Annotated in this window: 3 protein-coding genes; 1 reads left to right on the forward strand and 2 read right to left on the reverse strand. The window is 47.7% G+C overall.

Annotation, left to right across the window (positions count from 1 at the left end; all coding sequences use genetic code 11):
- Positions 1-34: 34 nt before the first annotated feature.
- Together aroA and ACTHUT_RS14485 are read right to left on the reverse strand one after the other, a co-directional pair.
- On the reverse strand, positions 35-1,327 hold the full coding sequence (gene aroA, locus ACTHUT_RS14480; protein WP_250600349.1) for a 3-phosphoshikimate 1-carboxyvinyltransferase: 1,293 nt from the start codon (positions 1,325-1,327) through the stop codon (positions 35-37).
- Between the two features lie 262 nt (positions 1,328-1,589).
- Positions 1,590-2,195 carry a CoA pyrophosphatase gene (locus ACTHUT_RS14485; protein ID WP_250600351.1) on the reverse strand — a complete coding sequence of 202 codons (606 nt, stop codon included), beginning with the start codon at positions 2,193-2,195 and terminating at the stop codon, positions 1,590-1,592.
- A 175-nt stretch (positions 2,196-2,370) separates the two neighbouring features.
- On the opposite strand from ACTHUT_RS14485, the gene ACTHUT_RS14490 reads away from it, so the two are divergent.
- Positions 2,371-4,233, forward strand: coding sequence for a tetratricopeptide repeat protein (locus ACTHUT_RS14490; RefSeq protein WP_250600353.1), 1,863 nt, complete (start codon positions 2,371-2,373; stop codon positions 4,231-4,233).
- The last annotated feature ends 137 nt before the right edge of the window (positions 4,234-4,370 follow it).

Raw genomic sequence — 4,370 nt, forward strand, 5'->3', positions numbered from 1 at the left:
ATGCAACAGGCCGTCTGAAACATTGAATAATCAATCAGTTGGTCAATGATGCAAAAACTTGGAAATAATCGGGGAAAGTTTTATACGTACATTTCGGATCGTTGATGATGACGGGAACGCACAAAAGCGAAGCCAGCGAGAAACACATGGCCATGCGGTGGTCGTCATAAGTATCGATGACGGCATCAGGGGTAAGTGTTTCGGGCGGCGTAATATGAATGGCTTCGGCTTCTTCAACGACTTCTGCACCCAGTTTGCGCAGTTCGTTTGCCATGGCGGCGATACGGTCAGTTTCTTTGACGCGCCATGAGCCGATATTACGCAGGGTGCAGGGTTGTTTGGTGGCCAGTGCGACGATGGCCAGAGTCATGGCCGCATCGGGGATATGGTTGGCATCCAAATCAAAAGCCTGAATCTTGCGCTCGGCAGGGCGGGAAATCTCAACAAAATTTTCGCCCCAAATCACATCTGCGCCGATTTTCTCCAATTCACGCGCAAAGGCAACGTCGCCTTGGATGCTGTGTGCGCCGATACCGGTCACGCGGATGGGTGTACCGGCAATCAGGCCTGCGCCTAAGAAATAAGACGCGCTGGAAGCATCGCCTTCTACATATAAATGTTCGGGTGCATGATATTTGGCACCGGCTGGGATTTTAAATACACGGTAGTCTTCATTGATGATCTCCACACCAAACTGCGCCATCAGCTTGAGCGTGATGTCGATATAAGGTTTGGAAATCAACTCGCCTACCATGTGGATTTCAAAAGCTTGTCCGGTCAAGGGCAAAGCCATCAGCAGGGCCGTCAGGAATTGGCTGGACACATTGCCTTTAATCGGAATAACGCGCTCGCCGTTGTCTTGGCGTTTGCCGATCTGAAGCGGAGGGTAGTTTTCATTGCCTAGATATTGTACGTCCGCACCGGCAATGCGCAACGCGTCCACCAAATCGCCGATGGGGCGTTCGTGCATACGCGGCACGCCATGCAGATGATAGTCGCCGCCCAAAACGGCAAGCGCGGCAGTCAAAGGGCGGAATGCCGTACCGGCGTTGCCTAAAAACAAATCGGCGGTTTGGTTGGGAAAGCGGCCGCCGGTACCATGAACTTTCAGACGGCCTTCGGGTAAAGATTCAATTTGTACGCCGAGTTTATCGAGTGCTTCAAGCATCCGGTCGGTATCGTCGGATTTGAGCAAAGAATGGATTTCGCAAACGTTGTCGGAGAGTGCGGCCAAGAGCAGCGTGCGGTTGCTGATGCTTTTGGAACCGGGCAGGGCAACGGTAGAAGGCTTGAGTGTAGAAGCGGGCAGGCGGATGGATTCGGTCATGGCTGGGCTAAGCTCGTTTGAATTGTAAATTAGACCGATATTATACGCAGGCAAAGGCCGTCTGAAAAATGAAGAGGGCACAATTTATTTGTGAAAAAATGAATTTTTATATCGTTACACTATTTTCTAATCGTTTATTTTGAAATTTTCTGCTCCTGTTTTGTGTTTGTCGCTATAACTTATTTTGTTGTGGTAGGTATATAACCAAACACCATAAGAAAATCAGAAACCATTCTTTCCTATTTTTTCAGACGGCCTTGCCTTATTTAAAAGCTTGGCAATATTGCTGATAACGTTCAGCCAGTCCATATAGAATGATTGCTGTCAGCCCCCAGATGTCGTAGTGTCGGAAAGGCAGGGCGGGGAGGGCGAGGGTTTGATTATTGTGATGAAGCTGGCGGAATGTGTAGTTTCTCAGGTTTAAGGCGAAGCTCAAAGGCAGATAAAAAATTTCTGCTACTTCGTCGAGGTTGGCTTTGGGGTTGACAGAATGGGTGCAAATTGCCGGAACGGGCGTAACACGGTAGCCGGAAGGCGTGTCATAGAAGGGTAGCGGCGCAAAAGTCTGCCATGCGGTAATCGGAATGGCAGTTTCTTCATAAGCTTCTCTTAACGCCGTTGCCGTTAGGCTGTCGTCTTGAACATCTTTGCGGCCGCCGGCAAAGGCGATTTGTCCGGTATGCTGCCTTAAGGTCTCGGCCCTTTTGGTCAGTAAAATTTGCCATGCTCCTTCATGCAAGACAATGCTGACCAAAACGGCTGCTTCTTTGACCGTTTTTGGGGTAACTAATTGATTGTGCTCTGCTTGCATACGGCTACTGAAGTGTGAAGTTTGAGTTAGGAAATGGATAAGATGGTCGGTATTCATCTTTGATGCTGATCGTTTTATGCAGATGAGGATTACACAAGGTTTACGGTTACCGTGTCAACAAAATAGGGGGCGTGTGTTACAGTTATGCCTGAATGATAAATAAAGCTTTGCGTCTGTTTTGCAAGTGCTTAGGCCGTCTGAAAATGCCGGCAGGTTCTCAAAAAGGATAGTTATGTTGTTTTCCCCACCCCGTATTCGAGTGGCAGCTGCGGCTGTCATGATGTTGTTTGCTACACAAACTTTTGCCGCGCCCGGCGATTCAAATGCAGTTTTTGAATCGGCTAAGATTATTAAAAAGAAAAGCCGTGCCGACCGTTTTTCTCCCGAAGAGCGCGAGCAGGAGCGGATACGTCTGTTGGGTATACAAAACCGTACCTCGCAGGTTTTCACTTTGTTAAATTCAGAACTGGCTCTGCAAAAGGGTGATGCGGCTTCTGCTCTGTTTACTTATATTTTGACGTTGCATCGCACCAAATCTCCCGAAGTGGCCGAACGCGCTTTGGAGATGGCAGTTTCTTTAAATGCCTTTGAACAGGCTGAAGCCATTTACCAAAAATGGCGCGAAATCGAGCCGGAGCCTGGTGAAACACAAAAGCGTATGACTTGGTTGCGCAATTTGCTGCTGGGCAAAGCCGATAAGAATTTGAGCGGATTGGACAAGGTGATTGCCGGTGGTAGTGAAGACGAGCAAAAGCGCGTGTTCTTGCTTTTGGCGCAAACCGCAGCCCAACAGCCGAATCTGACCAGCGATGCGGTCAAGCAGGTACATAAAACGGCACTGAATTATAAAGACTTTCCAGAAGCAGCGATTGCGGATGCAATTTTTAGTGCAAAAGACGGTCAAAAGAAAAACGCCATTGCAGCATTGCAGCGATTGGCTAAGTTGGACAACGAAATCCTGCCGCCGACTTTTGTTACGTTGCGACTGATGGCGCAACGGCATCCTGATATTCTGGACGGCTTCTTCAAAGATACAGACACCAAAACCTTATCTCCGATTTGGCAGGAGTTGGACATCGCCAATTTGATCGCCCATGGTCAAAATGATCAGGCCTTTAAGCGTTTGCAGACTTTGTTGGAAGAAAATCCAAACCCTGATTTGTATATTCAGGCCGCCTTATTGTCCGCCAGCAAGACGGAAAATATTTCTGCGGTAAACAGCTATCTGGAAAAGGCTTATAAAGCCGGTACGGAAGAGCAGCGCAGCCGTGCGGCTTTGATTGGTGCGGTTTCTTATAATGATGCTGAAGAATTTGCGAAAGCCAAACAATGGCTGGACAAGGTAACGGCAACGGCTTATACGTTTGATAAAACTATTTTGGCCGCTTCTATCGAAGCCAAACAGGGCAACCATAAAGAGGCTTGGGCTTTGGTGCAACGCGCACAAAAAATGCCCGAGCAAAGAGGACGTTATTTTGAAGCCAGTGATTTGCTGAATACGGCTTTGTTTGTATTGTCTAAAAATACCAATCTTCAAGAATCGTTGAACGCTTTGAACAGCTTGGTAAATTCCACTGAAAAATCCTTGAAAACCCAAGCTTCTCCCGAGCTGCTTGCCAATGTGTTGTATCAGCGTTCGATGGTGTATGAGAAGCTGAATCAGCCAGGCAAGGCGATTGCCGATTTGCGCCGAGTTGTTGAGTTGTATCCGGATAATCCACACGGTTGGAATGCTTTGGGCTATACCTTGCTGTCCAACGGCAAGGATTTGAAGGAAGCGTTTAAAATGGTTCAGACGGCCTATCAAATGGAGCCGGAAAGCGCAGCAATTAATGACAGTGTAGGCTGGGCGTATTATCTTAAAGGCGATGCGCAAATGGCGCTTCCATATATTCAATATGCCTATGAAAAAGAACCTGAAGCCGAAGTCGCCGCGCATTTGGGCGAAGTCCTATGGACGCTTGGGGACCAAGACAAGGCCAAAGAAATCTGGAATGACGGTTTGAAGCGCGGAAGCAATCTCCGAGTATTAAAAGAGACAATGTCCAAATTTGGTATAACGTCCAGTAAACCGCATACTCAAAAACACAAATAAAATCAAAAGGCCGTCTGAAAAGCGTTTGATTTCAGACGGCCTATGAAGGAATATCCATGAATTTAAAACAATTATCATCGGTTGCAGCCTTATTGCTTTTGGCTGCCTGTGCGCAGCCAAACTTACCTCAGCAAAAC

The organism is Neisseria sp. P0022.S010, from assembly GCF_051956635.1.